This is a genomic window from Kosakonia sp. S57, assembly GCF_016516575.1.
Lineage (GTDB): Bacteria > Pseudomonadota > Gammaproteobacteria > Enterobacterales > Enterobacteriaceae > Kosakonia > Kosakonia cowanii.
The window spans coordinates 1-26,141 of the sequence record NZ_JACVUL010000035.1; the positions used below are offsets into that span (position 1 = coordinate 1).

Annotated in this window: 45 protein-coding genes and 1 pseudogene; 39 read left to right on the plus strand and 7 right to left on the minus strand. The window is 51.5% G+C overall.

Features of this window, described 5'->3' with window-relative positions; translation table 11 throughout:
* Positions 1-233: 233 nt before the first annotated feature.
* Positions 234-428 (plus strand): bacterioferritin-associated ferredoxin, encoded by a 195-nt coding sequence (bfd, locus tag IAE48_RS23055; protein WP_034812717.1) that lies wholly within the window; start codon positions 234-236, stop codon positions 426-428.
* Between the two features lie 72 nt (positions 429-500).
* Entirely contained in the window at positions 501-977 is a 477-nt protein-coding gene (bfr, locus tag IAE48_RS23060) for a bacterioferritin (protein ID WP_034812713.1), read from the plus strand.
* Here bfr and IAE48_RS23065 read toward each other — a convergent pair.
* Positions 974-1,429, minus strand: a complete 456-nt coding sequence (locus IAE48_RS23065) for an A24 family peptidase (RefSeq protein ID WP_200135697.1) — start codon at positions 1,427-1,429, stop codon at positions 974-976. The two genes, bfr and IAE48_RS23065, sit on opposite strands and share 4 nt — an antisense overlap.
* 377 nt (positions 1,430-1,806) lie before the next feature.
* Here IAE48_RS23065 and rpsJ point away from each other — a divergent pair, with 377 nt between their 5' ends.
* The 31 genes from rpsJ (at position 1,807) to IAE48_RS23220 (ending at position 16,681) form a co-directional block, all read left to right on the plus strand.
* Positions 1,807-2,118, plus strand: coding sequence for a 30S ribosomal protein S10 (rpsJ, locus tag IAE48_RS23070; RefSeq protein ID WP_001181005.1), 312 nt, complete (start codon positions 1,807-1,809; stop codon positions 2,116-2,118).
* A 32-nt stretch (positions 2,119-2,150) separates the two neighbouring features.
* The gene (gene rplC, locus IAE48_RS23075; protein WP_023479430.1) at positions 2,151-2,780 is read left to right on the plus strand and encodes a 50S ribosomal protein L3; all 630 of its coding nucleotides are present in this window, start codon (positions 2,151-2,153) and stop codon (positions 2,778-2,780) included.
* 10 nt (positions 2,781-2,790) lie between these two features.
* Positions 2,791-3,396, plus strand: a complete 606-nt coding sequence (gene rplD / locus IAE48_RS23080; protein WP_023479434.1) for a 50S ribosomal protein L4 — start codon at positions 2,791-2,793, stop codon at positions 3,394-3,396.
* On the plus strand, positions 3,393-3,695 hold the full coding sequence (gene rplW, locus IAE48_RS23085) for a 50S ribosomal protein L23 (protein WP_000617546.1): 303 nt from the start codon (positions 3,393-3,395) through the stop codon (positions 3,693-3,695). The genes rplD and rplW overlap by 4 nt, the downstream gene beginning before the upstream one ends.
* Before the next feature lie 17 nt (positions 3,696-3,712).
* Positions 3,713-4,534 carry a 50S ribosomal protein L2 gene (gene rplB, locus IAE48_RS23090; RefSeq protein ID WP_023479412.1) on the plus strand — a complete coding sequence of 274 codons (822 nt, stop codon included), beginning with the start codon at positions 3,713-3,715 and terminating at the stop codon, positions 4,532-4,534.
* Between the two features lie 16 nt (positions 4,535-4,550).
* Positions 4,551-4,829, plus strand: a complete 279-nt coding sequence (gene rpsS, locus IAE48_RS23095) for a 30S ribosomal protein S19 (protein WP_001138115.1) — start codon at positions 4,551-4,553, stop codon at positions 4,827-4,829.
* A 14-nt stretch (positions 4,830-4,843) separates the two neighbouring features.
* Positions 4,844-5,176 carry a 50S ribosomal protein L22 gene (gene rplV, locus IAE48_RS23100; protein WP_002919773.1) on the plus strand — a complete coding sequence of 111 codons (333 nt, stop codon included), beginning with the start codon at positions 4,844-4,846 and terminating at the stop codon, positions 5,174-5,176.
* A 17-nt stretch (positions 5,177-5,193) separates the two neighbouring features.
* Positions 5,194-5,895, plus strand: coding sequence for a 30S ribosomal protein S3 (gene rpsC / locus IAE48_RS23105; protein ID WP_000529945.1), 702 nt, complete (start codon positions 5,194-5,196; stop codon positions 5,893-5,895).
* A 12-nt stretch (positions 5,896-5,907) separates the two neighbouring features.
* Positions 5,908-6,318, plus strand: coding sequence for a 50S ribosomal protein L16 (gene rplP, locus IAE48_RS23110; RefSeq protein WP_007369814.1), 411 nt, complete (start codon positions 5,908-5,910; stop codon positions 6,316-6,318).
* Complete coding sequence (gene rpmC, locus IAE48_RS23115) at positions 6,318-6,509, plus strand: 50S ribosomal protein L29 (protein ID WP_004388609.1); 192 nt, start codon at positions 6,318-6,320, stop codon at positions 6,507-6,509. The genes rplP and rpmC overlap by 1 nt, the downstream gene beginning before the upstream one ends.
* Positions 6,509-6,763, plus strand: coding sequence for a 30S ribosomal protein S17 (gene rpsQ, locus IAE48_RS23120; protein ID WP_017460070.1), 255 nt, complete (start codon positions 6,509-6,511; stop codon positions 6,761-6,763). The genes rpmC and rpsQ overlap by 1 nt, the downstream gene beginning before the upstream one ends.
* Before the next feature lie 165 nt (positions 6,764-6,928).
* Positions 6,929-7,300, plus strand: coding sequence for a 50S ribosomal protein L14 (rplN, locus tag IAE48_RS23125; protein WP_023479426.1), 372 nt, complete (start codon positions 6,929-6,931; stop codon positions 7,298-7,300).
* A gap of 10 nt (positions 7,301-7,310) precedes the next feature.
* Positions 7,311-7,625, plus strand: a complete 315-nt coding sequence (rplX, locus tag IAE48_RS23130; RefSeq protein ID WP_016538464.1) for a 50S ribosomal protein L24 — start codon at positions 7,311-7,313, stop codon at positions 7,623-7,625.
* A 14-nt stretch (positions 7,626-7,639) separates the two neighbouring features.
* Complete coding sequence (rplE, locus tag IAE48_RS23135) at positions 7,640-8,179, plus strand: 50S ribosomal protein L5 (RefSeq protein WP_023479410.1); 540 nt, start codon at positions 7,640-7,642, stop codon at positions 8,177-8,179.
* A gap of 14 nt (positions 8,180-8,193) precedes the next feature.
* Positions 8,194-8,499, plus strand: coding sequence for a 30S ribosomal protein S14 (gene rpsN, locus IAE48_RS23140; RefSeq protein ID WP_007369817.1), 306 nt, complete (start codon positions 8,194-8,196; stop codon positions 8,497-8,499).
* A 33-nt stretch (positions 8,500-8,532) separates the two neighbouring features.
* Positions 8,533-8,925, plus strand: a complete 393-nt coding sequence (gene rpsH / locus IAE48_RS23145) for a 30S ribosomal protein S8 (protein ID WP_023479407.1) — start codon at positions 8,533-8,535, stop codon at positions 8,923-8,925.
* Positions 8,926-8,937: 12 nt separating this feature from the next.
* Complete coding sequence (gene rplF / locus IAE48_RS23150) at positions 8,938-9,471, plus strand: 50S ribosomal protein L6 (RefSeq protein WP_023479418.1); 534 nt, start codon at positions 8,938-8,940, stop codon at positions 9,469-9,471.
* Positions 9,472-9,480: 9 nt separating this feature from the next.
* Positions 9,481-9,834 (plus strand): 50S ribosomal protein L18, encoded by a 354-nt coding sequence (gene rplR / locus IAE48_RS23155; protein WP_017460073.1) that lies wholly within the window; start codon positions 9,481-9,483, stop codon positions 9,832-9,834.
* Positions 9,835-9,848: 14 nt separating this feature from the next.
* Positions 9,849-10,349, plus strand: coding sequence for a 30S ribosomal protein S5 (rpsE, locus tag IAE48_RS23160; RefSeq protein WP_007369821.1), 501 nt, complete (start codon positions 9,849-9,851; stop codon positions 10,347-10,349).
* A 6-nt stretch (positions 10,350-10,355) separates the two neighbouring features.
* Entirely contained in the window at positions 10,356-10,535 is a 180-nt protein-coding gene (gene rpmD / locus IAE48_RS23165) for a 50S ribosomal protein L30 (RefSeq protein WP_001140434.1), read from the plus strand.
* 3 nt (positions 10,536-10,538) lie between these two features.
* Complete coding sequence (gene rplO, locus IAE48_RS23170) at positions 10,539-10,973, plus strand: 50S ribosomal protein L15 (protein WP_023479414.1); 435 nt, start codon at positions 10,539-10,541, stop codon at positions 10,971-10,973.
* A 7-nt stretch (positions 10,974-10,980) separates the two neighbouring features.
* Positions 10,981-12,312, plus strand: coding sequence for a preprotein translocase subunit SecY (gene secY, locus IAE48_RS23175; protein WP_007369823.1), 1,332 nt, complete (start codon positions 10,981-10,983; stop codon positions 12,310-12,312).
* Between the two features lie 30 nt (positions 12,313-12,342).
* The gene (rpmJ, locus tag IAE48_RS23180) at positions 12,343-12,459 is read left to right on the plus strand and encodes a 50S ribosomal protein L36 (RefSeq protein ID WP_000868187.1); all 117 of its coding nucleotides are present in this window, start codon (positions 12,343-12,345) and stop codon (positions 12,457-12,459) included.
* 146 nt (positions 12,460-12,605) lie between these two features.
* Positions 12,606-12,962: a 30S ribosomal protein S13 gene (gene rpsM / locus IAE48_RS23185; RefSeq protein ID WP_023479435.1), complete on the plus strand. Its 357-nt coding sequence runs from the start codon at positions 12,606-12,608 to the stop codon at positions 12,960-12,962.
* Between the two features lie 16 nt (positions 12,963-12,978).
* Positions 12,979-13,368 (plus strand): 30S ribosomal protein S11, encoded by a 390-nt coding sequence (rpsK, locus tag IAE48_RS23190; protein ID WP_002919257.1) that lies wholly within the window; start codon positions 12,979-12,981, stop codon positions 13,366-13,368.
* A 32-nt stretch (positions 13,369-13,400) separates the two neighbouring features.
* Positions 13,401-14,021, plus strand: a complete 621-nt coding sequence (gene rpsD, locus IAE48_RS23195; protein ID WP_000135224.1) for a 30S ribosomal protein S4 — start codon at positions 13,401-13,403, stop codon at positions 14,019-14,021.
* A gap of 25 nt (positions 14,022-14,046) precedes the next feature.
* A complete protein-coding gene (rpoA, locus tag IAE48_RS23200) occupies positions 14,047-15,036 on the plus strand; it encodes a DNA-directed RNA polymerase subunit alpha (RefSeq protein ID WP_023479415.1) in 990 nt (329 codons plus the stop codon).
* Between the two features lie 40 nt (positions 15,037-15,076).
* Positions 15,077-15,463: a 50S ribosomal protein L17 gene (rplQ, locus tag IAE48_RS23205; RefSeq protein ID WP_023479432.1), complete on the plus strand. Its 387-nt coding sequence runs from the start codon at positions 15,077-15,079 to the stop codon at positions 15,461-15,463.
* A gap of 105 nt (positions 15,464-15,568) precedes the next feature.
* Positions 15,569-15,937, plus strand: a complete 369-nt coding sequence (locus IAE48_RS23210; RefSeq protein ID WP_200135698.1) for a DUF1992 domain-containing protein — start codon at positions 15,569-15,571, stop codon at positions 15,935-15,937.
* 2 nt (positions 15,938-15,939) lie between these two features.
* Positions 15,940-16,371 carry a Zn(2+)-responsive transcriptional regulator gene (gene zntR, locus IAE48_RS23215; protein ID WP_200135699.1) on the plus strand — a complete coding sequence of 144 codons (432 nt, stop codon included), beginning with the start codon at positions 15,940-15,942 and terminating at the stop codon, positions 16,369-16,371.
* 58 nt (positions 16,372-16,429) lie between these two features.
* Entirely contained in the window at positions 16,430-16,681 is a 252-nt protein-coding gene (locus IAE48_RS23220) for an alternative ribosome-rescue factor A (protein WP_200135700.1), read from the plus strand.
* On the opposite strand, the gene mscL is transcribed toward IAE48_RS23220, so the two are convergent.
* The 5 genes from mscL to def all read right to left on the minus strand — a co-directional run bounded on the left by mscL (position 16,635) and on the right by def (position 21,405).
* The gene (mscL, locus tag IAE48_RS23225) at positions 16,635-17,048 is read right to left on the minus strand and encodes a large-conductance mechanosensitive channel protein MscL (protein WP_094422322.1); all 414 of its coding nucleotides are present in this window, start codon (positions 17,046-17,048) and stop codon (positions 16,635-16,637) included. The two genes, IAE48_RS23220 and mscL, sit on opposite strands and share 47 nt — an antisense overlap.
* Before the next feature lie 143 nt (positions 17,049-17,191).
* Positions 17,192-18,568 (minus strand): Trk system potassium transporter TrkA, encoded by a 1,377-nt coding sequence (gene trkA / locus IAE48_RS23230; protein WP_023479428.1) that lies wholly within the window; start codon positions 18,566-18,568, stop codon positions 17,192-17,194.
* A gap of 22 nt (positions 18,569-18,590) precedes the next feature.
* Entirely contained in the window at positions 18,591-19,880 is a 1,290-nt protein-coding gene (gene rsmB / locus IAE48_RS23235; RefSeq protein ID WP_200135701.1) for a 16S rRNA (cytosine(967)-C(5))-methyltransferase RsmB, read from the minus strand.
* Positions 19,881-19,927: 47 nt separating this feature from the next.
* Positions 19,928-20,875, minus strand: coding sequence for a methionyl-tRNA formyltransferase (fmt, locus tag IAE48_RS23240; protein WP_200135702.1), 948 nt, complete (start codon positions 20,873-20,875; stop codon positions 19,928-19,930).
* A gap of 20 nt (positions 20,876-20,895) precedes the next feature.
* Positions 20,896-21,405, minus strand: coding sequence for a peptide deformylase (def, locus tag IAE48_RS23245; RefSeq protein ID WP_054804496.1), 510 nt, complete (start codon positions 21,403-21,405; stop codon positions 20,896-20,898).
* A 129-nt stretch (positions 21,406-21,534) separates the two neighbouring features.
* Between def and dprA the strand changes: the two are divergent.
* From dprA to IAE48_RS23275, 6 genes and pseudogenes are all read left to right on the plus strand, one after another.
* A pseudogene (dprA, locus tag IAE48_RS23250) lies at positions 21,535-22,659 on the plus strand (DNA-protecting protein DprA).
* Positions 22,631-23,104: a DUF494 family protein Smg gene (smg, locus tag IAE48_RS23255; protein ID WP_023479416.1), complete on the plus strand. Its 474-nt coding sequence runs from the start codon at positions 22,631-22,633 to the stop codon at positions 23,102-23,104. Before dprA ends, smg begins: the two are co-directional and overlap by 29 nt.
* Positions 23,105-23,130: 26 nt before the next feature.
* On the plus strand, positions 23,131-23,673 hold the full coding sequence (locus IAE48_RS23260) for a type I DNA topoisomerase (protein WP_200135703.1): 543 nt from the start codon (positions 23,131-23,133) through the stop codon (positions 23,671-23,673).
* 4 nt (positions 23,674-23,677) lie between these two features.
* On the plus strand, positions 23,678-24,250 hold the full coding sequence (gene tsaC, locus IAE48_RS23265) for an L-threonylcarbamoyladenylate synthase type 1 TsaC (protein ID WP_200135704.1): 573 nt from the start codon (positions 23,678-23,680) through the stop codon (positions 24,248-24,250).
* Positions 24,251-24,255: 5 nt separating this feature from the next.
* Positions 24,256-25,074 (plus strand): shikimate dehydrogenase, encoded by an 819-nt coding sequence (gene aroE, locus IAE48_RS23270; protein ID WP_200135705.1) that lies wholly within the window; start codon positions 24,256-24,258, stop codon positions 25,072-25,074.
* Positions 25,071-25,328, plus strand: a complete 258-nt coding sequence (locus IAE48_RS23275; protein WP_094422310.1) for a DUF1488 domain-containing protein — start codon at positions 25,071-25,073, stop codon at positions 25,326-25,328. The genes aroE and IAE48_RS23275 overlap by 4 nt, the downstream gene beginning before the upstream one ends.
* Here the strand turns inward: IAE48_RS23275 and IAE48_RS23280 are convergent.
* On the minus strand, positions 25,304-25,858 hold the full coding sequence (locus IAE48_RS23280; RefSeq protein WP_200135706.1) for a gamma carbonic anhydrase family protein: 555 nt from the start codon (positions 25,856-25,858) through the stop codon (positions 25,304-25,306). The genes IAE48_RS23275 and IAE48_RS23280 overlap by 25 nt on opposite strands.
* Positions 25,859-26,141: the final 283 nt, after the last annotated feature.

Here is a 26,141-nt window from a genome sequence, read left to right on the forward strand (position 1 = left end):
AATCCGTGAAGGCGGCCGTACCGTTGGCGCGGGCGTTGTAGCAAAAGTTCTGAGCTAATTCGTTAGCTTTGAATTTGAAAGAGGGCACTTCGGTGCCCTTTTTGCTGCCTGCTATTCAGCCATCCTTCCATTACAGCCGTTCACACTTTTCTGCAAAATCCGGTACCGCTGTCCTGTTGTAATCATAACCATTCTCATTTACACTTTGCGCATTAAGTGAACGGGAGTGATCCATGTACGTTTGTTTGTGTAATGGTGTAAGTGATAAAAAAATCCGCCAGGCTGTGCGCCAGTTTCACCCTCAATCATTCCAGCAGCTCCGCAAGTTTGTTCCGGTAGGAAATCAGTGTGGTAAATGCATTCGTGCTGCTCGCGAGATAATGCAGGATGAGTTGACCCAGATGCCGGAATACAAAGAGATTGCCTGAGGCTCTATCTTTTTTTTGACATCCCTGTAGCCCCATCTACGCTTCAATGAGTGGAAGCGGAGGGACTACATTATGAAAGGTGATGTTAAAATCATAAATTATCTCAATAAATTATTGGGAAATGAGCTTGTCGCAATCAATCAGTACTTTCTCCATGCGAGAATGTTCAAGAACTGGGGGCTGACCCGCCTCAATGATGTTGAATACCATGAGTCCATCGATGAAATGAAGCACGCCGATTTGTACATCGAGCGTATTCTGTTTCTCGAAGGAATCCCGAACTTGCAGGATCTTGGCAAACTCGGCATTGGTGAAGACGTTGAAGAGATGCTGCAATCAGACCTGCGTCTGGAGTTGGAAGGCGCGAGAGATCTGCGTGAAGCGATCGCCTACGCTGACAGCATCCATGACTATGTCAGCCGCGATATGATGATCAAAATTCTTGCCGACGAAGAGCACCACATTGACTGGCTGGAAACCGAACTGGATCTGATCGCTAAACTTGGTATGCAGAATTACCTTCAGTCGCAGATTAAAGTCGAAGGTTAAAACCCTATTAGCGTGGGATAACCCACCACGAAACCCGCTGCCGCGAGGAAGGGTCCAAACGGCAGCGGGTTTTTTATTACCTGCAATTTACGGTGGCGGCAAAGAGGGAAAACTACTGCGCAACAGCCAAAGAGCGCGGCATAAAATACAAGAGCAGGCAATGCAGGCCAGCCGTGCCACGCGCCGAGTGCGGCAAGATACTTCACATCGCCATAGCCCAACCCTTCACGTCCACGCAATAATCGATACCCCCAGTATATAGCGGCAAAACTTGTATAACCCGCCATTGCCCCGACGACAGCATCTGCCAAAAAATCAGGGCGTGATAAACAGTGCCAGAGCAAGCCCGTCCAGAGAAGAGGGCAGGTGTAGCGATCCGGCAGCAACTTTGAGCGCAGGTCACTCCTGACAAGTAGAAGGTTTAATACGACATAGATAATGAGAAAAAACATGGCGTCCCTGCCTTAAGCTTTACCAATCCGTTGGCAAGAGTGCTTCATACCAATGAACAAGGGAAGGGGAGGGTGAGCAGAGTGCGAACTGCTTTCCAGAGATTCTATGCGTAATAAAAAGGGTGACACTCTCTTTGCGAGCCGGCACGCACCGCTGTTTAATTTCTAAACTGCACTTGCGTCCGAGCCAGATTTACGTATAATGCGCGGGCTTGTCGTAATTGACGGCTGGTTCGATCTGAACCATAGCGACGATGTTTGCCGCTAACAATGCTCCCAATCGGGGAGCTACGTAAGAACGATTACACTCCCCCATCAATCGTAATGGGTGTGAGGAGTAATTATTTTCGTCTATAAATAATTGGAGCTCTGGTCTCATGCAGAACCAAAGAATCCGTATCCGCTTGAAAGCGTTTGATCATCGTCTGATCGATCAATCAACCGCCGAAATCGTCGAAACTGCGAAGCGCACTGGTGCGCAAGTACGTGGTCCGATCCCGCTGCCGACCCGCAAAGAGCGCTTTACCGTTCTGATCTCTCCGCACGTCAACAAAGACGCGCGCGATCAGTACGAAATCCGCACTCATAAGCGTCTGGTTGACATCGTTGAGCCAACCGAGAAAACCGTTGATGCTCTGATGCGTCTGGATCTGGCTGCCGGTGTAGACGTGCAGATCAGCCTGGGTTGATCAGGTCATCGAGCGATTGAGAGGTTGAAACAATGATTGGTTTAGTCGGTAAAAAAGTGGGCATGACCCGCATCTTCACTGAAGATGGCGTTTCTATCCCAGTAACCGTAATCGAAGTTGAAGCAAACCGCGTTACTCAGGTTAAAGATCTGGCTAACGACGGCTACCGCGCTATCCAGGTTACCACCGGTGCTAAAAAAGCTAACCGCGTAACCAAGCCGGAAGCGGGTCACTTCGCTAAAGCTGGCGTAGAAGCTGGCCGTGGTCTGTGGGAATTCCGTCTGGCTGACGGTGAAGAGTTCTCCGTAGGTCAGGACATTAGCGTTGAGCTGTTTGCTGAAGTTAAAAAAGTTGACGTAACTGGCACCTCTAAAGGTAAAGGTTTCGCAGGTACCGTTAAGCGCTGGAACTTCCGTACCCAGGACGCTACTCACGGTAACTCCCTGTCCCACCGCGTTCCGGGTTCTATCGGTCAGAACCAGACTCCGGGCAAAGTGTTCAAGGGCAAGAAAATGGCAGGTCAGCTGGGTAATGAGCGCGTAACCGTTCAGAGCCTGGACGTAGTACGTGTTGACGCTGAGCGCAACCTGCTGCTGGTTAAAGGTGCTGTCCCGGGTGCAACCGGTAGCGACCTGATCGTTAAACCAGCTGTGAAGGCGTGAGGAGATAGCAATGGAATTAGTATTGAAAGACGCGCAGAGCGCGCTGACTGTTTCCGAAACTACCTTCGGTCGTGACTTCAACGAAGCGCTGGTACACCAGGTTGTTGTTGCTTATGCAGCTGGTGCTCGTCAGGGTACTCGTGCTCAGAAGACCCGTGCTGAAGTAACTGGTTCCGGTAAAAAACCGTGGCGCCAGAAAGGCACCGGCCGTGCGCGTTCAGGTTCTGTTAAGAGCCCGATCTGGCGTTCTGGTGGCGTGACCTTCGCTGCACGTCCGCAGGACCACAGTCAAAAAGTTAACAAAAAGATGTACCGCGGCGCGCTGAAAAGCATCCTGTCCGAACTGGTACGTCAGGATCGTCTGATCGTTGTCGAGCAGTTCTCTCTGGAAGCGCCGAAAACTAAGCTGCTTGCTCAGAAACTGAAAGACATGGCTCTGGAAGATGTGCTGATCATCACCGGTGAGCTGGACGAAAACCTGTTCCTGGCCGCACGTAACCTGCACAAGGTTGACGTACGCGATGCGACTGGTATCGACCCGGTTAGCCTGATCGCCTTCGACAAAGTCGTAATGACTGCTGATGCTGTTAAGCAAGTTGAGGAGATGCTGGCATGATTCGTGAAGAACGTCTGCTGAAGGTGCTGCGCGCACCGCACGTTTCTGAAAAAGCGTCTACTGCGATGGAAAAAACCAATACCATCGTTCTCAAAGTTGCAAAAGACGCGACCAAAGCAGAAATCAAAGCTGCTGTGCAGAAACTGTTTGAAGTCGAAGTCGAAGTCGTTAACACCCTGGTAGTTAAAGGGAAAGTTAAACGTCACGGACAGCGTATCGGTCGTCGTAGCGACTGGAAAAAAGCTTACGTCACCCTTAAAGAAGGCCAGAATCTGGACTTCGTTGGCGGCGCTGAGTAAGTCGGAGGAGTAATACAATGGCAGTTGTTAAATGTAAACCGACATCTCCGGGTCGTCGCCACGTAGTTAAAGTGGTTAACCCTGAGCTGCACAAGGGCAAACCTTTTGCTCCGTTGCTGGAAAAAAACAGCAAATCCGGTGGTCGTAACAACAATGGCCGTATCACCACTCGTCATATCGGTGGTGGCCACAAGCAGGCTTACCGTATTGTTGACTTTAAACGCAACAAAGATGGTATCCCGGCAGTTGTTGAACGTCTTGAGTACGATCCGAACCGTTCCGCGAACATCGCGCTGGTTCTGTACAAAGACGGTGAGCGCCGTTACATCCTGGCCCCGAAAGGCCTGAAAGCTGGCGACCAGATTCAGTCTGGCGTTGATGCTGCAATCAAAGCAGGCAACACCCTGCCGATGCGCAATATCCCGGTTGGTTCTACCGTTCATAACGTAGAAATGAAACCAGGTAAAGGCGGTCAGCTGGCACGTTCCGCTGGTACTTACGTTCAGATCGTTGCTCGCGATGGTGCTTATGTCACCCTGCGTCTGCGCTCTGGTGAAATGCGTAAAGTAGAAGCAGACTGCCGCGCGACTCTGGGCGAAGTTGGCAATGCTGAGCATATGCTGCGCGTTCTGGGTAAAGCAGGTGCTGCACGCTGGCGTGGTATTCGCCCTACCGTTCGCGGTACTGCGATGAACCCGGTCGACCACCCACACGGTGGTGGTGAAGGTCGTAACTTTGGTAAGCACCCGGTAACTCCGTGGGGCGTTCAGACCAAAGGTAAGAAGACCCGCAGCAACAAGCGTACTGATAAATTCATCGTACGTCGCCGTAGCAAATAATTTTAGAGGATAAGCCATGCCACGTTCTCTCAAGAAAGGTCCTTTTATTGACCTGCACTTGCTGAAGAAGGTAGAGAAAGCGGTGGAAAGCGGAGACAAGAAGCCCCTGCGCACTTGGTCCCGTCGTTCAACGATCTTTCCTAACATGATCGGTTTGACCATCGCTGTCCATAATGGTCGTCAGCACGTTCCGGTATTTGTTTCCGACGAAATGGTCGGTCACAAACTGGGTGAATTCGCACCGACTCGTACTTATCGCGGCCACGCTGCTGATAAAAAAGCGAAGAAGAAATAAGGTAGGAGGAAGAGATGGAAACTTTAGCTCAACATCGCCATGCTCGTTCTTCTGCTCAGAAGGTTCGCCTTGTTGCTGACCTGATTCGCGGTAAGAAAGTGTCGCAGGCTCTGGATATTCTGACCTACACCAACAAGAAAGCGGCTGTACTGGTCAAGAAGGTTCTGGAATCTGCCATTGCTAACGCTGAACACAACGATGGCGCTGACATTGACGATCTGAAAGTTGCGAAAATTTTCGTAGACGAAGGCCCGAGCATGAAGCGCATTATGCCGCGTGCAAAAGGTCGTGCAGATCGCATCCTGAAGCGCACCAGCCACATCACTGTGGTTGTGTCCGATCGCTGAGACTCTGGAGACTAGCAATGGGTCAGAAAGTACATCCTAATGGTATTCGCCTGGGTATTGTAAAACCATGGAACTCTACCTGGTTTGCGAACACCAAAGAATTCGCTGACAACCTGGACAGCGATTTTAAAGTACGTCAGTACCTGACGAAGGAACTGGCGAAAGCGTCTGTATCTCGTATCGTTATCGAGCGTCCGGCTAAAAGCATCCGTGTGACTATTCACACTGCTCGCCCGGGTATCGTTATCGGTAAGAAAGGTGAAGACGTTGAGAAACTGCGCAAGGTCGTAGCGGATATCGCTGGCGTTCCTGCTCAGATCAATATCGCCGAAGTTCGTAAGCCTGAACTGGACGCAAAACTGGTTGCTGACAGCATCACTTCTCAGCTGGAACGTCGTGTTATGTTCCGTCGTGCTATGAAGCGTGCTGTACAGAATGCCATGCGTCTGGGCGCTAAAGGTATCAAAGTTGAAGTTAGTGGCCGTCTGGGTGGCGCTGAGATCGCACGTACCGAATGGTACCGTGAAGGTCGCGTTCCGCTGCACACACTGCGCGCTGACATTGACTACAACACCTCCGAAGCGCACACCACTTACGGTGTAATCGGCGTTAAAGTGTGGATCTTCAAAGGTGAGATCCTTGGTGGTATGGCTGCAGTTGAACAACCGGAAAAACCGGCTGCTCAACCTAAAAAGCAGCAGCGTAAAGGCCGTAAATAAGGAGCGTCGCTGATGTTACAACCAAAGCGTACAAAATTCCGTAAAGTGCACAAAGGCCGCAACCGTGGTCTCGCGCAGGGCACGGATGTGAGCTTCGGCACTTACGGTCTGAAAGCTGTTGGCCGTGGTCGTCTGACCGCTCGTCAAATCGAAGCAGCACGTCGTGCTATGACTCGTGCTGTTAAGCGTCAGGGTAAGATCTGGATCCGTGTATTCCCGGACAAGCCGATCACCGAGAAGCCGCTGGAAGTTCGTATGGGTAAAGGTAAAGGTAACGTGGAGTATTGGGTTGCCTTGATTCAACCGGGTAAAGTCCTGTACGAAATGGACGGTGTTCCGGAAGAGCTGGCCCGTGAAGCCTTCGAGCTGGCAGCAGCAAAACTGCCGATTAAAACCACCTTTGTAACTAAGACGGTGATGTAATGAAAGCAAAAGAGCTGCGTGAAAAGAGCGTTGAAGAGCTGAACACCGAGCTGCTTAACCTGCTGCGCGAGCAGTTCAACCTGCGTATGCAGGCTGCGAGTGGCCAGCTGCAACAGACTCACCTGTTGAAGCAAGTGCGTCGTGATGTCGCACGCGTTAAGACTTTACTGACTGAGAAGGCGGGTGCGTAATGACCGATAAAATCCGTACTCTGCAAGGTCGTGTTGTTAGCGACAAAATGGAGAAATCCATTGTTGTAGCTATCGAACGTTTTGTGAAACACCCGATCTACGGTAAATTCATCAAACGTACGACCAAACTGCACGTACACGACGAGAACAACGAATGCGGTACCGGCGACGTGGTTGAAATCCGCGAATGCCGTCCGCTGTCCAAGACTAAGTCCTGGACGCTGGTTCGCGTTGTAGAGAAAGCGATTCTGTAATAGAGTACGCGTTCTCTAACGAATAAACGGCTCAGTAATGAGCCGTTTATTTTTTCTACCCATATCACAGAAGCGGTGTTATAATGCCGCGCCCTCGATATGGGGCTTTTTATCGACCCTGATTTTGGGGTCTTCAGTAGTAGTTGACATTAGCGGAGCACTAAAATGATCCAAGAACAGACTATGCTGAACGTCGCCGACAACTCCGGTGCACGTCGCGTAATGTGTATCAAGGTTCTGGGTGGCTCGCACCGTCGCTACGCAGGCGTAGGCGACATCATCAAGATCACCATCAAGGAAGCAATTCCGCGTGGTAAGGTCAAAAAAGGTGATGTGCTGAAGGCGGTAGTGGTGCGCACCAAGAAGGGTGTTCGTCGCCCGGACGGTTCTGTCATTCGCTTCGATGGTAATGCATGCGTTATTTTAAACAATAACAGCGAGCAACCTATCGGTACGCGTATTTTTGGGCCGGTAACTCGTGAACTTCGTTCTGAGAAGTTCATGAAAATTATCTCTCTGGCACCAGAAGTACTTTAAGGAGCGAGTCATGGCAGCGAAAATCCGTCGTGATGACGAAGTTATCGTGTTAACCGGTAAAGATAAAGGTAAACGCGGTAAAGTAAAAAATGTTCTGTCTTCCGGCAAGATCATTGTTGAAGGTATCAACCTGGTTAAGAAACATCAGAAGCCGGTTCCGGCCCTGAACCAACCAGGTGGCATCGTTGAAAAAGAAGCTGCAATTCAGGTTTCTAACGTTGCACTCTTCAATGCGGCAACCGGCAAGGCTGACCGTGTAGGCTTTAGATTCGAAGACGGCAAAAAAGTCCGTTTCTTTAAATCTAACAGCGAAACTATCAAGTAATTTGGAGTAGTACGATGGCGAAACTGCATGATTACTACAAAGACGAAGTAGTTAACAAACTCATGACTGAGTTTAGCTACAATTCTGTCATGCAAGTCCCTCGGGTCGAGAAGATCACCCTGAACATGGGTGTTGGTGAAGCGATCGCTGACAAGAAACTGCTGGATAACGCAGCAGCTGACCTGGCAGCAATCTCCGGTCAAAAACCGTTGATCACCAAAGCGCGCAAATCAGTTGCGGGCTTCAAAATCCGTCAGGGCTATCCGATCGGCTGTAAAGTGACTCTGCGTGGCGAACGCATGTGGGAGTTCTTTGAGCGCCTGATCACTATTGCTGTACCTCGTATCCGTGACTTCCGCGGCCTGTCCGCTAAGTCGTTCGACGGTCGTGGTAACTACAGCATGGGTGTCCGTGAGCAGATCATCTTCCCAGAAATCGACTATGACAAAGTCGACCGCGTGCGTGGTTTGGATATTACCATTACCACTACTGCGAAATCTGACGAAGAAGGCCGTGCTCTGCTGGCTGCCTTTGACTTCCCGTTCCGCAAGTAAGGTAGGGTTACTTCATGGCTAAGCAATCAATGAAAGCACGCGAAGTTAAACGCGTAGCTTTAGCTGAAAAATACTTCGCGAAACGCGCTGAACTGAAAGCGATCATTTCTGATGTGAACGCTTCCGACGAAGATCGTTGGAACGCTGTTCTCAAGCTGCAGAGTCTGCCGCGTGATTCCAGCCCGTCTCGTCAGCGTAACCGCTGCCGCCAAACTGGTCGTCCGCATGGTTTCCTGCGGAAGTTCGGGTTGAGCCGTATTAAGGTCCGTGAATCCGCAATGCGCGGTGAAATCCCGGGTCTGAAAAAGGCTAGCTGGTAATTGTCACCAATTGAATCACGGGAGTAAAGACAGATGAGCATGCAAGATCCGATCGCGGATATGCTGACCCGTATCCGTAACGGTCAGACCGCGAACAAAGCTGCGGTCACCATGCCTTCCTCCAGGCTGAAAGTGGCAATTGCCAACGTGCTGAAGGAAGAAGGTTTTATTGAAGATTTCAAAATTGAAGGCGACACCAAGCCGGAACTGGAAGTGACTCTTAAGTACTTCCAGGGAAAAGCTGTGGTAGAAAGCATTCAGCGTATCAGCCGCCCTGGTCTGCGCATCTATAAAAGAAAAGATGAGCTGCCGAAAGTTATGGGTGGTCTTGGTATCGCAGTTGTTTCTACCTCTAAAGGTGTTATGACTGATCGTGCAGCGCGCCAGGCTGGTCTTGGTGGCGAAATTATCTGCTACGTAGCCTAATCGGAGGAAAGAATGTCTCGTGTTGCTAAAGCACCGGTCGTCATTCCTGCCGGCGTTGATGTAAAAATCAACGGTCAGGTTATCACGATCAAAGGTAAAAACGGCGAGCTGACTCGTACCCTGAACGATGCTGTTGAAGTTAACCAGGCAGACAATGCCCTGACCTTCGGTCCGCGTGATGGTTACGTGGATGGTTGGGCTCAGGCTGGTACCGCGCGTGCCCTGCTGAACTCAATGGTTATCGGTGTTACCGAAGGCTTCACTAAGAAGCTGCAGCTGGTTGGTGTAGGTTATCGTGCAGCGGTTAAAGGTAGTGTTGTAAACCTGTCTCTGGGTTTCTCACATCCTGTTGACCATCAGCTGCCGGCGGGTATCACTGCTGAATGTCCGACTCAAACTGAAATCGTGCTGAAAGGCGCTGATAAGCAGGTGATCGGTCAGGTTGCAGCTGATCTGCGCGCCTACCGTCGTCCTGAGCCTTATAAAGGCAAGGGTGTTCGTTACGCCGACGAAGTCGTGCGTACCAAAGAGGCTAAGAAGAAGTAAGGTAACACTATGGATAAGAAATCTGCTCGTATCCGTCGTGCGACCCGCGCACGCCGCAAGCTCAAAGAGCTTGGTGCGACCCGCCTGGTGGTACATCGTACCCCGCGTCATATTTACGCCCAGGTAATCGCATCGAATGGTTCTGAAGTTCTGGTAGCTGCTTCTACTGTAGAAAAAGCTATCTCTGAACAACTGAAGTACACCGGTAACAAAGACGCCGCTGCAGCTGTAGGTAAAGCTGTTGCTGAACGCGCTCTGGAAAAAGGCATTAAAGATGTGTCCTTTGACCGTTCCGGGTTCCAATATCATGGTCGCGTCCAGGCACTGGCAGATGCTGCTCGTGAAGCTGGCCTTCAGTTCTAAGGTAGAGGTGTAAGATGGCTCACATCGAAAAACAGGCTGGCGAACTGCAGGAAAAGCTGATCGCGGTTAACCGCGTATCTAAAACCGTTAAAGGTGGTCGTATTTTCTCCTTCACAGCTCTGACTGTTGTTGGCGATGGTAACGGTCGCGTTGGTTTTGGTTACGGTAAAGCGCGTGAAGTTCCAGCAGCGATCCAGAAAGCGATGGAAAAAGCCCGTCGCAATATGATTAACGTCGCGCTGAACCACGGCACCCTGCAGCACCCGGTTAAGGGTACTCACACGGGTTCTCGTGTCTTCATGCAGCCGGCTTCCGAAGGTACCGGTATCATCGCCGGTGGTGCAATGCGCGCCGTTCTGGAAGTCGCTGGAGTTCATAACGTTCTGGCCAAAGCATATGGTTCCACCAACCCGATCAACGTGGTTCGTGCAACTATTGATGGCCTGGAAAATATGAAGTCTCCAGAAATGGTCGCTGCCAAGCGTGGTAAATCCGTTGAAGAAATTCTGGGGTAATTGACCATGGCAAAGACTATTAAAATCACTCAAACCCGCAGTGCAATCGGTCGTCTGCCGAAACACAAGGCAACGCTGCTTGGCCTGGGTCTGCGTCGTATTGGGCATACTGTAGAACGCGAGGATACTCCTGCGGTTCGCGGTATGGTCAACGCGGTTTCCTTCATGGTTAAAGTTGAGGAGTAAGAGATGCGTTTAAATACTCTGTCTCCGGCCGAAGGCTCCAAAAAGGCGGGTAAACGCCTGGGTCGTGGTATCGGTTCTGGCCTCGGTAAAACCGGTGGTCGTGGTCACAAAGGTCAGAACTCTCGTTCTGGCGGTGGCGTACGTCGCGGTTTCGAGGGTGGTCAGATGCCTTTGTACCGTCGTCTGCCGAAATTCGGTTTCACTTCACGTAAAGCAATGATCACGGCAGAAGTTCGTCTGTCCGATCTGGCTAAAGTAGAAGGCGACGTAGTAGACCTGAACACGCTGAAAGCGGCTAACATTATCGGCATCCAGATCGAGTTCGCGAAAGTGATCCTGTCTGGTGAAGTATCTCGCCCGGTAACTGTTCGTGGCCTGCGTGTGACTAAAGGCGCTCGTGCTGCTATCGAAGCTGCTGGCGGTAAAATTGAGGAATAAGTAGCAGATGGCTAAGCAACCGGGATTAGATTTTCAAAGTGCCAAGGGTGGAATTGGCGAACTGAAACGCAGACTGCTGTTTGTTATCGGTGCGTTGATTGTGTTCCGTATTGGCTCTTTTATTCCGATCCCTGGTATTGATGCCGCTGTACTTGCCAAACTGCTTGAGCAACAGCGTGGCACCATCATTGAAATGTTTAACATGTTCTCTGGTGGTGCTCTCAGCCGTGCTTCTATCTTTGCACTGGGTATCATGCCGTATATTTCGGCATCGATTATTATCCAGCTGCTGACGGTCGTTCATCCGGCCTTGGCAGAGCTCAAGAAAGAAGGGGAGTCTGGTCGTCGTAAGATTAGCCAGTACACCCGTTACGGCACTCTGGTGTTGGCAATATTTCAGTCAATCGGTATTGCTACCGGTTTACCGAATATGCCTGGTATGCAGGGCCTGGTAATGAATCCAGGCTTTGCATTCTACTTCACCGCTGTTGTGAGTCTGGTCACAGGAACTATGTTCCTGATGTGGCTCGGCGAACAGATTACTGAACGTGGTATCGGCAACGGTATCTCGATCATTATCTTCGCCGGCATCGTGGCGGGTCTACCGCCAGCCATTGCCCATACTATTGAGCAAGCGCGTCAAGGCGACCTGCACTTCCTCCTGTTGCTGTTGGTTGCAGTATTAGTATTCGCAGTGACGTTCTTTGTTGTCTTCGTTGAACGTGGTCAACGCCGCATTGTGGTGAACTACGCGAAACGTCAGCAAGGTCGTCGTGTCTATGCTGCTCAGAGCACACATTTACCGCTGAAAGTGAATATGGCGGGGGTAATCCCGGCAATCTTCGCTTCCAGTATTATTCTGTTCCCGGCGACCATCGCGTCATGGTTCGGGGGCGGTACTGGTTGGAACTGGCTGACAACAATTTCGCTGTATTTGCAGCCTGGGCAACCGCTTTATGTGTTACTCTATGCGTCTGCAATCATCTTCTTCTGTTTCTTTTACACGGCGTTGGTTTTCAACCCGCGTGAAACAGCGGATAACCTGAAGAAGTCCGGTGCATTTGTACCAGGAATTCGTCCGGGAGAACAAACGGCGAAGTATATCGATAAAGTAATGACCCGCCTGACTTTAGTTGGTGCGCTTTATATTACTTTTATCTGCCTGATCCCGGAGTTCATGCGTGATGCGATGAAAGTACCGTTCTACTTCGGTGGGACCTCACTGCTTATCGTTGTTGTCGTGATTATGGACTTTATGGCTCAAGTGCAAACTCTGATGATGTCCAGTCAGTATGAGTCTGCATTGAAGAAGGCGAACCTGAAAGGCTACGGTCGATAAAGGTCGCTCGAGAAGTTACGGAGAGTAAAAATGAAAGTTCGTGCTTCCGTCAAGAAATTATGCCGTAACTGCAAAATCGTTAAGCGTGATGGCGTCATCCGCGTGATTTGCAGTGCCGAGCCGAAGCATAAACAGCGCCAAGGCTGATTATTTCGCATATTTTTCTTGCAAAGTTGGGTTGAGCTGGCTAGATTAGCCAGCCAATCTTTTGTATGTCTGTACGTTTCCATTTGAGTATCCTGAAAACGGGCTTTTCAGCATGGGGCGTGCAAATGAAATTATAGGAGTGCATAGTGGCCCGTATAGCAGGCATTAACATTCCTGATCAAAAACATGCCGTGATCGCATTAACTTCGATCTATGGTGTCGGCAAAACCCGCTCTCAAGCCATTCTGGCTGCTGCGGGCATCGCTGAGAATGTTAAGATCAGTGAGCTGTCTGAAGAACAAATCGACACGCTGCGTGACGAAGTTGCCAAATTTGTCGTTGAAGGTGATCTGCGCCGTGAAGTTAGCATGAGCATCAAGCGCCTGATGGATCTTGGTTGCTACCGCGGTTTGCGTCATCGTCGTGGTCTCCCGGTTCGCGGTCAGCGTACCAAGACCAACGCACGTACCCGTAAGGGTCCGCGCAAACCGATCAAGAAATAATCGGGGTGATTGAATAATGGCAAAGGCACCAATTCGTGCACGTAAACGTGTAAGAAAACAAGTCTCTGACGGCGTGGCTCATATCCATGCTTCTTTCAACAACACCATCGTTACTATTACTGATCGTCAGGGTAACGCACTGGGTTGGGCAACAGCCGGTGGTTCCGGTTTCCGTGGTTCTCGCAAATCTACTCCGTTCGCAGCTCAGGTTGCAGCAGAGCGTTGCGCTGAAGCCGTAAAAGAATACGGTATCAAGAATCTGGAAGTTATGGTTAAGGGACCGGGTCCAGGTCGCGAATCTACTATTCGTGCTCTGAACGCCGCTGGTTTCCGCATCACTAATATTACTGATGTGACTCCGATCCCTCACAACGGTTGTCGTCCGCCGAAAAAACGTCGCGTATAACGCTCGTTTTCTAGGATTGTTGGAGAAAGAAAATGGCAAGATATTTGGGTCCTAAGCTCAAGCTGAGCCGTCGTGAGGGCACAGACCTGTTCCTTAAGTCTGGCGTTCGCGCGATCGATACCAAGTGTAAAATTGAACAAGCTCCTGGCCAGCACGGTGCGCGTAAACCGCGTCTGTCTGACTATGGTGTGCAGTTGCGTGAAAAGCAAAAAGTTCGCCGTATCTACGGTGTGCTGGAGCGTCAGTTCCGTAACTATTACAAAGAAGCAGCACGTCTGAAAGGCAACACCGGTGAAAACCTGTTGGCTCTGCTGGAAGGTCGTCTGGACAACGTTGTATACCGTATGGGCTTCGGCGCCACTCGTGCAGAAGCACGTCAGCTGGTTAGCCATAAAGCAATCATGGTAAACGGTCGTGTTGTTAACATCGCTTCTTATCAGGTTAGTCCGAATGACGTTGTTAGCATTCGTGAGAAAGCGAAAAAGCAGTCTCGCGTGAAAGCCGCTCTGGAGCTGGCTGAGCAGCGTGAAAAGCCAACCTGGCTGGAAGTTGATGCTGGCAAGATGGAAGGCACGTTCAAGCGTAAGCCGGAGCGTTCTGATCTGTCTGCGGACATTAACGAACACCTGATCGTCGAGCTTTACTCCAAGTAAAGCTTAGTACCAAAGAGAGGACACAATGCAGGGTTCTGTGACAGAGTTTCTAAAACCGCGCCTGGTAGATATCGAGCAAGTGAGTTCGACGCACGCCAAGGTGACCCTTGAGCCTTTAGAGCGTGGCTTTGGCCATACTCTGGGTAACGCACTGCGCCGTATTCTGCTCTCATCGATGCCGGGTTGCGCGGTGACTGAGGTTGAGATTGATGGTGTACTTCATGAGTACAGCACCAAAGAAGGCGTTCAGGAAGATATCCTTGAAATCCTGCTCAACCTGAAAGGGCTGGCGGTGAGAGTTCAGGGTAAAGATGAAGTTATTCTTACTCTGAGTAAATCTGGCATTGGCCCTGTGACCGCAGCCGACATTACCCATGACGGTGATGTCGAAATCGTCAAGCCGCAGCATGTGATCTGCCACCTGACCGATGAAAACGCATCTATCAATATGCGTATCAAAGTTCAGCGCGGTCGTGGTTACGTGCCGGCGTCTGCCCGAATTCATTCGGAAGAAGATGAGCGCCCGATCGGCCGTCTGCTGGTTGATGCGTGCTACAGCCCTGTAGAGCGAATTGCCTACAATGTTGAAGCTGCACGTGTTGAACAGCGTACCGACCTGGACAAGCTGGTCATCGAAATGGAAACCAACGGCACAATCGATCCTGAAGAGGCGATTCGTCGTGCGGCAACCATTCTGGCAGAACAACTTGAAGCTTTCGTTGACTTACGTGATGTACGTCAGCCGGAAGTTAAAGAAGAGAAACCAGAGTTCGATCCGATTCTGCTGCGCCCTGTTGACGATCTGGAATTGACTGTCCGCTCTGCTAACTGCCTTAAGGCAGAAGCTATCCACTATATCGGTGATCTGGTACAGCGTACCGAGGTTGAGTTGCTGAAAACGCCGAACCTGGGTAAAAAATCTCTTACCGAGATTAAAGACGTGCTGGCTTCACGTGGTCTGTCTCTGGGCATGCGCCTTGAAAACTGGCCGCCGGCAAGCATTGCTGACGAGTAACCGGATCACAGGTTAAGGTTTTACTGAGAAGGATAAGGTCATGCGCCATCGTAAGAGTGGTCGTCAACTGAACCGCAACAGCAGCCATCGCCAGGCCATGTTCCGTAACATGGCAGGCTCTCTGGTTCGTCATGAGATCATCAAGACGACCCTGCCGAAAGCGAAAGAGCTGCGTCGCGTAGTTGAGCCGCTGATTACACTTGCTAAGACTGACAGCGTTGCTAATCGTCGTCTGGCATTCGCCCGCACTCGTGATAATGAGATCGTGGCAAAACTGTTTAACGAACTGGGCCCGCGTTTCGCGAGCCGTGCCGGTGGTTACACTCGTATTCTTAAGTGTGGCTTCCGTGCAGGTGACAACGCTCCGATGGCTTACATCGAGCTGGTTGATCGCGCTGAATCGAAAGCAGAAGCTGCTGCAGAGTAATCTGTAGTAACGTAAAAAAACCCGCCTCGGCGGGTTTTTTTATTTCTACTCTATCCTCACCCTTCTAAACTAAGCCTGTTCTTGAGTTTAACCCCGGAGGCCATCATGTGGTTACTTGATCAGTGGGCAGAACGGCATATTGTTGATGCCCAGCAAAAAGGTGAATTCGATAATCTTGCGGGTAGCGGTGAGCCGCTCACTCTGGATGATGATTCCCATGTTCCTCAGGATCTGCGCGCGGGCTATCGATTATTAAAGAATGCCGGTTATCTTCCGCCTGAACTCGAAATGCGCAAAGAGGCGGTTGAACTTGTCGATCTGCTTAGCTGTGTTGAAAACGATCCCCATCAGCGCCATGAACTTAACCGTCGTCTCGCCTTACTGGAGCTTAAGCTGCGCCAGGCTGGCGTGAGTACTGATTTTCTTCGCGGTGAGTACGCGGCCAAACTACAGCATAAAGTTAACCCGGAGTGATCATGTATCGTATTGGTGAAATTGCAAAGTTGGCCGACGTTACGCCGGACACCATTCGTTATTACGAAAAGCAGCAGATGATGGATCATGGAGGGCGTACCGAAGGTGGTTTTCGCCTTTACACCGATCACGATCTCAAACGCCTTAAGTTCATCCGCCATGCCCGCCAGTTGGGTTTCACGCTTGAGTCGATCCGCGAACTGCTATCCATCCGTGTCGATCCTGAGCATCATACCTGTCAGGAATCGAAGAGCATCGTCCAGGCGCGGCTGAGCGAAGTTGAAGCGCGCATCGAAGAGATGCAGGCCATGCGGCGTTCACTGCAGAAATTAAACGATGCCTGTTGCGGCACTGCCCACAGCAGTGTCTATTGTTCTATTCTTGAGGCACTTGAGCAGGGGCCAGCTAACATTACGGCCAACTCCCGGAGTTGATCTTCTTCATCGCGAGGTCTACACTTCGGCCGTTTTACTACACAATCTGGAGAAATACATGAGTCGCTACCAACATACAAAAGGGCAGATAAACGACAACGCCATTGAGGCACTTCTGCATGACCCGCTTTTTCGTCAGCGAGTTGAAAAGAATAAGAAAGGGAAAGGAAGTTATCTGCGGAAAAACAAACATGCAAAAAAGGGCTTTCAGGAGGCCAGTGGCAAGCAAGCGAATCGCTTATTTACCACTGGCCTTCTTAGTTTTAAACGCGGCTGTTTTGTTCTTTCAGCAGGTCGCGAATTTCACTGAGTAACACTTCTTCTTTGCTCGGGGCCGGTGGCGCTTTCGGCTCTTCAGCCTGTTTGCGTTTCAGCTTATTGATCAGTTTGATTGCCAGGAAGATCGCAAAAGCGACAATAATGAAATCAAACACGTTCTGAATGAATACGCCGTAATGCATCACAACAGCAGGCACGTCGCCCTGTGCTTCACGTAGTGTCAGCGCAAACTGTTTAAAGTCGATGCCGCCAATCAACAATCCCAGCGGTGGCATAATGATGTCGGCCACGAGTGAAGAGACGATTTTACCGAAGGCCGCACCGATAATCACACCGACTGCCAAATCGACAACATTCCCACGCATCGCGAATTCGCGAAACTCTTTTAACATACTCATAATCTTCTCCATGTGCTTTGCGTCACACTAAGTCTAACAACATACCTAACAATTTCCATTTAGGTAAATAAAATAACGAGCTCTGTTAGTCCCTTACAATAAAGTGGAAATAAGAAGGGCGCTTAAATAAGCGCCCTGAAGGATTACAGGAAGAAGGGACTGGGCTGGAAGAGCCGCTCGACATCGGTGATGTATTTTTTGTCGGTCAAAAACATAATCACGTGGTCGCCTTGCTCAATGCGCAAATTATCATTGGCGATCATGACATCATCTCCACGAACCACCGCGCCGATGATCGTACCCGGCGGCAATTTGATCTCATCAATCACTCGACCCACCACCCGAGATGTCGTTTCATCGCCGTGAGCCACCGCTTCGATCGCTTCAGCCACGCCGCGACGCAGGGAAGAAACGCCGACGATATCCGCTTTACGCACATGGCTCAGCAAGGCCGAAATGGTCGCCTGCTGCGGAGAGATGGCGATATCGATAACGCTGCCCTGGACCAGGTCAACATAGGCGCGACGCTGGATCAGCACCATCACCTTTTTTGCTCCCATCCGTTTGGCCAGCATCGCTGACATAATGTTGGCTTCATCATCGTTCGTGACGGCGATAAAGAGATCCACTTGATCAATGTGCTCTTCAGCAAGCAGCTCTTGATCCGACGCATCACCGTAAAAAACGATCGTATTCTGCAATTTCTCGGCAAGTTCCGCAGCGCGCTGTTGATCGCGCTCGATCAATTTGACGCTGTAATCCTTTTCAAGCTGATGCGCCAGCCCGGCACCGATATTCCCGCCACCGACCAGCATGATCCGCTTATAGGGTTTCTCCAGCCTTTGCAGCTCGCTCATTACCGCGCGAATATGCTGTGACGCGGCAATGAAGAAGACTTCGTCACCAGCCTCAACAATGGTCGAGCCCTGCGGGCGAATAGGCCGGTCATGACGGAAAATCGCAGCGACTCGGGTATCGATGTGCGGCATATGCTCGCGCATCGTGGAGAGCGCATTTCCAACCAGCGGCCCGCCGTAATAGGCTTTTACGACCGCCAGGCTTACTTTGCCTTCAGCAAAATTGACCACCTGCAGCGCGCCCGGGTATTCAATCAGGCGATAGATGCTGTCGATAACCAGCTGTTCTGGCGCAATCAGATGATCGATAGGCACGGCTTCGGAATGAAATAACTTATCCGCATCCCGAACATAATCGGGGGAACGGATACGCGCGATGCGGTTTGGCGTGTTAAACAGAGAAAACGCTACCTGACAGGCGACCATATTGGTCTCATCGGAGCTGGTGACCGCGACCAGCATATCTGCATCATCGGCGCCCGCTTCGCGCAGCACGCGCGGGTGCGAACCGTGGCCCTGCACAACACGTAGATCGAACTTGTCCTGCAAGCTATGCAGGCGATCGCCATTGGTATCGACAACGGTGATGTCGTTATTTTCACCGACCAGGTTTTCGGCCAGCGTGCCGCCGACCTGTCCCGCACCCAGAATAATTATCTTCATCTGCTGTGACCCGTTGTCTCTCTCACTGTTTGATTAGCTTAGCGTAAAAGAAGCCGTCGCCCTCTTCGGCACCCGGTAGCCTCTGTAGGCCTGGCGCCTCCGGTGTACCTGTCTCGCTGAGTTGCGCATCCGGGGTTCGCTTCAGAAATGCTGCGACCTGATAACTGTTCTCTTGCGGTAAAATCGAGCAGGTTGCGTAAACCAACGTACCGCCACTTTTTAAGTGTGGCCAGATAGCATCAAGGATTTCTGCTTGCAGCTGTGCTAATTCGGAGATATCACGATCGCGACGCAGCCACTTAATATCGGGATGGCGGCGGATAACGCCCGTGGCCGAACAGGGTGCATCAATCAATATGCGATCAAACTGTTCATCGCCGCACCACTGCGCGGGGAAGCGACCATCACCCTGTTTCACCTCGGCTTTCATGCCGAGACGTTTCAGGTTGTCATAGACCCGTGACAGACGTTGTTCGTCAACATCAACTGCTAATACGCTAGCCTGCGGTGCTGCCTCAAGAATATGGGTAGTTTTACCGCCCGGTGCGGCGCACAGATCGAGAACACGCTCGCCATTCTGCGGCGCAAGGAAGGTGATGCAACCCTGGGCCGCTGCGTCCTGAACCGTTACCCAGCCTTCGCTGAACCCCGGCAGAGACATTACCGGCGCTGCATTTGCCAGGCGTACTGCGTCAGGGTAATCGCTATGAGTGAAACCCTGTTGCCCGCTCTCTTCGAGCAGTGCCAGCCAGCCATCACGCGTATGGTGCTGGCGATTGACGCGCAGCCACATCGGCGGGCGTTGATTACTGGCTTCAACGATCTCTGACCACTGCTGCGGATAGGCTTGTTGCACACGCTTTAACAGCCATGCCGGGAAAAGATAACGATTTTCGCTATTGGCGAACTCGGCCAGAAGCTCTTCCTGCTGGCGCTGGAACTGACGCAGCACGCCATTAATCAGCCCTTTCAACTGGGGGCGTTTGATGACCACTGCGCCTTCAACGGTTTCTGCCAGCGCTGCGTGAGCCGGAATGCGCGTATGCAGCAGTTGGTATAACCCAACCATAATGAGGTAGTGTACCGTCCGCTGTTTACCCGTCATTGGCCGTGACATGAGCTTATTAATAAGCCAGTCCAGCTGCGGCATAACGCGCAGCACGCCGAAGCAGAGCTCCTGCAGCAGTGCCTTATCTTTATCAGTCACTTTCTGTTGTAACGGCGGCAGGATATTGCTGAGCGATTGCCCTTGTTCAATAACCTGTTCAACTGCCTGCGCAGCCATGCTGCGTAAATTCATCTGTTTTTTCATAACCACAAAAATAAAAATGCCCGGCAGAACCGGGCTTAAATACGAGATCAGGCCAGACGGTTGCCTGGCACAAACCATTCCCGCCGCGAATTCAACAGATCCTGCGCGCTCATCGCTTTTTTACCAGCAGGCTGCAGCGTCTCAAGATTAAGTATGCCTTCTGCGGTTGCAACCTGAATCCCGGATTTCGATGCTTCAACAATCGTGCCGGGGTCAGCCTGCGTAGAAGAGGGAAGCACAGAGGCTTTCCATACCTTGACCGGCTGCTCATCAACCATAAACCAGCTCATCGGCCACGGGTTGAATGCGCGAATGCAGCGCTCAAGTTGTTCTGCGCTTAAGGACCAGTCCATACGCGCCTCGTCTTTACTAAGCTTCTCAGCATAGGTGACCAACTCTTCATTCTGGACTTGCGGCTGGGCACTACCCTGCGCTAATTGCTGCAGCGTTTCGATGAGACCCTGCGGCCCAAGCGCCGCCAGTTTGTCGTACAGCGTGGCGCTGGTATCTTCAGGCGTTATCGGGCAGGCCAGTTTATAAAGCATGTCGCCGGTATCGAGACCTACATCCATCTGCATGATGGTGACGCCTGTTTGCGCATCGCCAGCCCATAGCGCACGCTGAATCGGTGCCGCACCGCGCCAGCGCGGCAGTAAGGAGCCATGCACGTTAATGCAGCCAAGACGTGGCATATCGAGCACGGCTTTAGGCAAAATAAGCCCATAAGCCACGACCACCATCACATCAGCATTCAGTTCGGCGACCAGCTGTTGGTTTTCCGGCTGCCGTAAAGAGGCCGGTTGAAACACGGGCAAGCCTTTCTCTTCCGTCAGCACTTTTACCGGGCTGGGCATCAGTTTTTTACCCCGGCCAGCAGGGCGATCGGGTTGGGTAAAGACCCCTACGATCTGGTGTTCAGAAGAGAGCAGCGCGTCCAGATGACGCGCTGCAAAATCAGGAGTGCCGGCAAAAATAATACGTAGAGAATCTGACACGTTTATCCTTTTCTGCCCGCTTAAGCGCGGCCGTTCATACGATCCAGTTTTTCGACTTTCTGACGAATACGCTGGCGTTTCAGCGGAGACAGATAATCGATAAAGAGTTTACCGACCAGATGATCCATTTCATGCTGAATACAAATGGCCAGCAGACCATCAGCTTCAAGTTCAAACGACTTGCCATTACGATCCAGTGCGCGGATTTTCACTTTTTCCGCTCGCGGAACAAGGGCGCGTTGCTCCGGAATAGAGAGGCAACCCTCTTCAATACCCGTTTCGCCGCTCTTTTCCAGCAATTCCGGGTTGATCAACACCAGTTGCTCATCGCGATTTTCTGACACATCAATCACGATAATTCGCTGATGAATATCAACCTGCGTCGCCGCAAGACCGATGCCCTCTTCGGCGTACATCGTTTCGAACATATCATCAACGATACGTTGAATATCCGCATTCACTTCTTTTACCGGATCGGCGACTTTGCGAAGCCGCTCGTCCGGAATATGTAACACATGCAAAACTGCCATAAATATCCAGAGTTGTGTTCAGGAGTTGTAAAGAATATGCCCTCTATTCTAGACAAATCCCCTGGCGATTGACAGCATCAGTGACCGATCGCAAGGATTGCCGATACGGCTTATGGCAAGGGAGAGGGAATGACATCCACGGAAATTTGGCTACGTCTGGTACAGGTTGGCGACCTCTCTGGCGACAAGTGGCTGAGTATCGCGCAGCAGCTGGAGAGAAGCAGTGCGATGACGGCTGCTGACCTGCAGGTTTTGGGCATGACGGTTGCGCAGACGCGCCGCTTTTTTTCCCTTTCGGCACGGGAACTCGATCGTTGTCTTACATGGCTGGCGGATGCTCAACATCACCTTATTACTGCCAGCGATGCGGCTTATCCTGAACCGTTGCGCGCCATTGCTGATTACCCGGGCGCGCTGTTTGTTAAAGGCGATATCGCGGTTTTGAAATCCCAACAATTAGCCGTCGTCGGTAGCCGGGCGCACTCATGGTATGGCGAACGTTGGGGACGCCTCTTTTGTGAATCGCTCGCGCGTGCGGGCTTAACCATTACCAGCGGAATGGCGCTGGGAATTGACAGCGTCGCTCATCGCGCTGCAATAAGCGTTGGGGGGAGAAGCATCGGCGTGCTGGGTAATGGGCTCTTTAGCCTCTATCCGCGCAGACACACTGCCCTGGCTTCCCAGTTGCTGGAGCAGGGTGGGGCGCTGGTCTCCGAGTTTCCGTTATCAGCCACCCCGAAGCCGGGACATTTTCCCCGTCGTAACCGGATTATTAGCGGACTTAGCCGGGCAGTATTTGTGATCGAGGCCGCATTACGCAGCGGTTCGCTGGTGACGGCCCGGCTCGCGCTTGAGCAAGGGAGAGACGTTTTTGCCTTACCGGGGGCCGTTGGCAGCCCCGGCAGCGAGGGGCCGCACTAGCTATTAAAGCAGGGCGCGACGCCCGTTACATCGCCTGAAGAGATCCTCGAACATTTGCAATATGGGCTAAATTGGGTGGCGGAAACACACGAAAATGCAAATTATCCTCCAGAAGGCGAACAGGCGGCATTGCCATTTCCTGAGCTCCTGGCTAACGTAGGAGATGAGGTAACACCTGTTGACGTCGTCGCTGAACGTGCCGGCCAACCTGTGCCAGTGGCAGTTGCTCAATTGCTTGAACTGGAGTTAGCAGGATGGATCGCAGCTGTACCCGGCGGCTATGTCCGATTGAGGAGGGCAAGCCATGTTCGACGTACTAATGTACTTGTTTGAGACTTACATCCATAACGAAGCTGAATTGCGTGTGGATCAGGACAAACTGGAACGGGATCTTACCGACGCCGGATTTGATCGTGAGGATATCTACAACGCGCTTATGTGGCTGGAAAAGCTGGCTGATTATCAGGAAGGCCTCGCCGAACCGATGCAGCTTGCTTCTGATCCACTCTCCTTACGCATCTATACCGCAGAAGAGAGTGAAAGGCTGGATGCCAGTTGCCGGGGATTCCTGTTATTCCTGGAGCAGATTCAGGTGCTAAACCTCGAAACACGGGAAATGGTGATTGAGCGTGCGCTGGCGCTGGATAACGCAGAGTTCGAGCTGGAAGATCTTAAATGGGTCATCCTGATGGTGCTCTTCAATATTCCAGGGTGTGAAAACGCCTACCAGCAAATGGAAGAATTACTCTTTGAAGTGAATGAAGGTATGCTGCATTAACTGTTTTTGCAGCTTCAAGAGTTGTTATGACCAAATCAGCACTATTTACTGTGCGTAATAATGAGCCCTGCCCACAATGCGGGGCTGAACTTGTCATTCGCTCCGGGAAACACGGTCCGTTTCTCGGTTGCTCTCATTATCCGGAGTGCGATTATGTACGTCCCCTGAAAAGTCAGGCAGACGGCCATATCGTTAAAGTTCTGGATGGTCAGTTATGTCCTCTGTGCAGTGCCGAGCTGGTGCTACGCCAGGGGCGCTTCGGTATGTTTATCGGATGCAGTCAGTATCCGGCCTGCGAACACACCGAACTGATCGATAAGCCTGATGAAACGGCTATTGGTTGTCCGCAATGCCAGAGCGGGCACCTTGTCCAGCGTCGTTCGCGTTACGGCAAAACCTTCTACTCCTGCGATCGCTATCCTGATTGCCAGTTTGTCATTAACTCCAGACCGATAGCGGGTGAGTGCCCGGTATGTCACTACCCGTTGCTGACAGAGAAGAAAACCGCGCAGGGCGTCAAATGTTTCTGTGCCAATAAACAATGTGGAAAGCTGCTCCCAGCGGAATAAACTCGTGAAGAATAACCTGCCAAAAGATCCCATCGCCACCATGGTGAAGATCCTGAAAAAAGAAGAAGTCATCGCTTATCCAACAGAAGCCGTTTTCGGCGTCGGTTGCGATCCGGACAGTGAAACCGCCGTTCATCGCCTGCTTGAACTCAAGCAGCGGCCTGTCGAGAAAGGGCTAATTTTGATTGCTGCTAATTTTGCGCAACTGAAACCCTATATTGATGACAGCATGCTGTCAGACACTCAACGTCAGGCAATCTTTGCCTGCTGGCCAGGTCCGGTGACTTTTGTATTTCCGGCAAAACCAACCACGCCGCGCTGGCTCACTGGACGCTTTGATTCCCTTGCCGTGCGAGTCACCGACCATCCGCTGGTGGTTGAGTTGTGCGAGGCTTATGGCAAACCTCTGGTATCGACGAGCGCCAACTTATCCGGTCTGCCGCCGTGCAGAACCGCCCAGGAAGTTGTCGCCCAGTTCGGACCAGATTTCCCGGTTGTCGATGTACCGACTGGCGGCCGGCAGAATCCCTCCGAAATCCGTGATGCACTCACCGGTGAACTCTTCCGACAGGGGTAAATAGCATGGAACCGTACGTCGTTTTTGGAAATCCTGTCGCGCACAGCAAGTCGCCACTTATACATCAGCAATTCGCCAGCCAGCTGCAAATCGATCACCCCTATGGGAAAGCACTCGCCCCCGTTGATAATTTTGTTAATACGCTAAATGCTTTTTTTGATAATGGAGGCAAGGGAGCAAATGTCACCGTGCCTTTTAAAGAAGAGGCTTTTGCGCGTGCGGATGAGCTAACGGAACGCGCTGCGCTGGCAGGGGCAGTTAACACCCTTAAACGACTCGATGATGGGCGCTTGCTCGGTGATAACACCGATGGCATAGGGCTCTTAAGCGATCTGCAACGGCTGGCATTTATCCGCCCCGGTTCGCGCGTTCTGCTGGTGGGCGCGGGTGGTGCGGCGCGTGGGGTGATCTTGCCCCTATTATCACTCGATTGCGCTTTAACTATCACCAACCGCACCTGGTCTCGCGCGCAAACGTTAGCTGAACTCTTTGCCCATACCGGAAGCATAGAGGCGGCGGAGATGGAGTCACTTGACGAGCGGGAGTTTGATCTCATCATCAATGCGACTTCAAGTGGGATGGGGGGCGATATTCCGGCGCTACCGCAAGCAATTATTCGCCCTCAGACCTACTGCTACGACATGTTTTATCAGAAAGGCAGCACACCGTTCCTGGCCTGGTGCGAAAAGCTTGGCGCCGTGAACCGCGCAGACGGCCTCGGAATGCTGGTGGGGCAAGCGGCGCACGCTCTCTTTTTATGGCATGGCGTATTGCCAGAAGTTGAACCTGTTATCGCAGTGCTTAAACAGGAGTTGGCGAAATGAACCAGGCAATCCAGTTTCCCGATCGTGAAGAGTGGCATGACTCCACACAGGCGATCGTTTTTCCCGCGCTGGTTAACGGCATGCAGATGATGTGTGCAATAAAGAGCTCAGTAGTGGCGCAGCGTTTCGGTGGCAATACGCCAGAGGATTACCTTTCGCTTTTTCGCCAGCATCGCTGGGATCTGGAAGAGGAGGCGGAGCAGTGCATCCGCCGCCAGGAAGAGGACGATCAGGGCGTAATCTGGCTCTCCTGAGTAAGATACTCATCCTTCCATTTCACATAATTATTGGCCGAGTATTTCAAACCTTCGATTTCGGCCTCCGTCAGGGGGCGAATCTGTTTTACCGGGCTGCCCAGATAAAGGTAGCCGCTCTCCAGGCGCTTATTCTGTGGTACAAGGCTGCCTGCGCCAATCATGACCTCATCTTCAATCACTGCTCCATCCAGCACAATTGATCCCATCCCGACCAGCACGCGATGACCGATGGTGCAGCCATGAAGCATTACTTTATGGCCCACCGTGACATCTTCTCCTATAAGCAGTGGATTGCCTTCAAGGTTGTAGGAGGACTTATGCGTAACGTGCAGAACGCTACCGTCCTGAATATTTGTGCGTGCGCCAATCTCTACATAATTGACGTCACCCCGAATCACTACCAGCGGCCAAATGCCGACATCCTCTGCCATTCTTACATCGCCAACGACGACGCTGGTGGGATCAACCATGACGCGTTGACCAATAGTTGGGAAAAGATCCTTATAAGGACGCAGTACAGTAGACATAACACCTCACTTCAATCGGGCCAGAGCTATCACTTTGATCGCGGGATCCGCCTTCTGCAACTGTTTTATGGTGCATAAACTGTGCAGATCGCATGAGATCTCAGCGAAAAGGGCGAAAAAACAGCAGTCGGAAAAAAAGATCGCAAAAAGACTTGTGCTAAAAAATGGGATCCCTATAATGCGCCTCCGTTGACACGACAACGTGAATCACTTCACCAGATAGTCGCTTCAACGGAAGAGAAAAAATCCTGAAATTCAGGGTTGACTCTGAAAGAGGAAAGCG